Annotated in this window: 1 protein-coding gene; it reads left to right on the top strand. The window is 71.9% G+C overall.

Translation table 11 applies throughout. The annotated features are described in order from the left end of the window. Positions 1-2,844, top strand: a 2,844-nt coding sequence (locus AC3A57_RS22860) for an amino acid adenylation domain-containing protein (protein ID WP_487581000.1), incomplete at both ends; no start/stop codon positions are given.

Raw genomic sequence — 2,844 nt, 5'->3', positions numbered from 1 at the left:
TGTGGACGCAGTTGCTGGGGGTGGAGCGGATCGGCCGCCACGACCATTTCTTCGCCCTCGGCGGGCATTCGCTGCTGGCGGTGCGGCTGCAGGCGCGGGTGCAGGAACGCCTGGGGGTGGAACTGCCGCTGCGCGAGGTGTTCGCCGAGCCGACCCTGGCCGGCCAGGCGCGATGCGTGCACGCGGCCGGCCGCGCCGGATTGCCGGCGATCGTGCCGGCACCGCGCGGGCAGCGGTTGCCGCTGTCGTGGTCGCAGCAGCGGCTGTGGTTCCTGGATCGCCTGGATGCGGCGGCCGGTGCGGCCTACCACGTCGCCGCCGGCCTGCGCCTGCACGGCGCCCTGGACCAGGCCGCGCTGGAACGCGCCCTGGCCCGGATCGTCGAGCGCCACGAGGCCCTGCGCACCCGTTTCGAGGACGTGGACGGCGAACCGGAGCAGAGGATCGAGCCGGCCGCGGGCTTCGCGCTGCGGCGCGTGGACCTGTCGATGCTGGCGCCGGCCGCGCGCGATGCGGCGCTGCAGGCGCAACTGCACGAAGAAGCGCAGGCGCGCTTCGACCTGGCGCGCGGCCCGCTGATCCGCGGCCGATTGCTGAAGCTGGCCGCGGATGAGCACGCGCTGCTGGTGACCCAGCACCACATCGTTTCCGACGGATGGTCGCTGGGCGTACTGGTGGAGGAATTGCGCGCGCTGTACGGCGCCTATGCGCAGGGCCTGGACGATCCGCTGCCGCCGTTGCCGGTGCAGTATGCGGACTATGCGCTGTGGCAGCGCGGCTGGCTGAGCGGAGCGCGCTGGGAAGCGCAGTCGGACTATTGGCGCGAGCAGTTGCGCGGCGCCCCGGAACTGCTGGCCTTGCCGAGCGATCGGCCGCGGCCGCCGGTGCAGAGCTATGCGGGGCGGATGCACGCGCTGCGCCTGGACGCGGGGCTGACCCAACGCCTGCGCGAGTTGGCGCAGGCCAACGGCGCGACCCTGTACATGGTGCTGTTGGCCGGTTGGAGCGCGTTGCTGTCACGGCTGAGCGGGCAGGGCGAGGTGGTGGTGGGCTCGCCGATGGCGAATCGGCCGCGAGTGGAACTGGAAGGTCTGATCGGCTTCTTCGTCAACACCCTGGCGTTGCGCACGCAGGTCGAGGACTCGGCCAGCGTGGCGGCGTTGCTGGCGTCGATTCGCGAGACCACCCTGGCCGCCTACGAGCACCAGGACCTGCCGTTCGACCGCGTGGTCGACGCCGTGCAGCCCTCGCGCACCCTGGGCCATGCGCCGATCTTCCAGAGCCTGCTGGTGCTGGACAACGCCGCGGGCGGGCCTGCGGCGACGCTGGCCGGCCTGCGGGTCGAGGCCTTGTCGATTCCGCATGCGACCACCCAGTTCGATATCTCGTTGTCGCTCAGCGAAACCGAGGACGGCCTGAGCGGCGCGATCGAGTACGCCAGCGACCTGTTCGACGCGTCGACGGTGGCGCGCTGGTCGCGCTGGCTGGAACGCCTGCTGGAAGCGATGGCGGACTCGCCGGAAGCGGCGGTGGCCTCGCTGCCTTGGCTGGACGAACAAGAGCGCAGGCAACTGCTGCAGGCCAGCGCCGGCGCGTCGGTGGAGGCGTCGGATCGGACCTTGGTGGAACTGTTCGAAGCGCAGGTCGCGCGCACGCCGGAGGCGGTCGCGCTGCGCAGCGGCGGGGCGCAGCTGAGCTATGCGCAACTGGAGGCGGCGTCGAACCGGGTCGCGCATGCGCTGATCGGCCTGGGCGTGGTGCCGGACGCCTGCGTCGGCTTGTGCGCCGAGCGCGGCCTGGAACTGATCGTCGGCCTGCTCGGCATCCTCAAGGCCGGCGGCGCCTACGTGCCGCTGGACCCGGGCTACCCGCGCGAACGGGTGCTGCAGATGCTCGACGATGCCGCGCCGGTCGCGGTGGTCAGCGCCGGCGGCGCGGCGGCGAGGCTGGGCATCGACGGTTACCGGGTGCTCGAAGTCGAAGCCACCGCCGGCAGCGAGCAGACGCACGCGCCCGAGGTCGCGCTGCGGCCCGAGCACCTGGCCTACGTGATCTACACCTCCGGCTCGACCGGTCGCCCCAAGGGCGTGGCGATCGAGCACCGCAACACCGCCAACCTGCTGGCGTGGGCGCGGGGCGCGTTCCAACCGCAGGACCTGGCGCGGACCGTGTGCTCGACCTCGGTCAATTTCGACCTGGCGGTGTTCGAGTTGTTCGTACCGCTCACCCAGGGCGGCAGCGTGGTGCTGGTGCAGGACCTGCTGCGCGCCGGTGCCGAGCTGGAGGGCGCGACCCTGGTCAACACGGTGCCGTCGGTGCTCAAGGCGGTGCTGGACGCCGGCGGATTGCCGGCCAGCGTGCGCGGAATCAACCTGGCCGGCGAACCGCTCAAGCGCGAGCTGGTCGAGCAGGCGTTCGCGCAGACCCAGGCGGCCTGGGTGGCGAACCTGTACGGCCCGACCGAGACCACGACCTACTCGACCTGGGTATCGATGCCGCGCGACGCCGGGTTCGTTCCCGGCATCGGCGTGCCGGTGGCGAACACTCGCGCCTATGTGGTGGACGAGCGCGGCGAATTGGTGCCGCCGGGCGTGGTCGGCGAATTGTGGCTGGGCGGCGCCGGGGTGGCGCGCGGCTATCTGCATCGCCCCGGACTGACCGCCGAACGCTTCATCGACGATCCGTTCGCCGATGGCGGCCGGATCTACCGTACCGGCGACCTGGTCCGGCGCCGCCGCGACGGCGGCCTGGATTACCTGGGCCGCAACGATTTCCAGGTGAAAGTGCGCGGCTACCGGATCGAGCTGGGCGAGATCGAATCGGCGCTGCAGGCCTGCGCGGGGG

The organism is Lysobacter sp. Soil_C_15, from assembly GCF_057657315.1.
The sequence above is the reverse complement of the archived record's forward strand: the minus strand, read 5'-3'. Positions and strand labels throughout refer to the sequence as shown.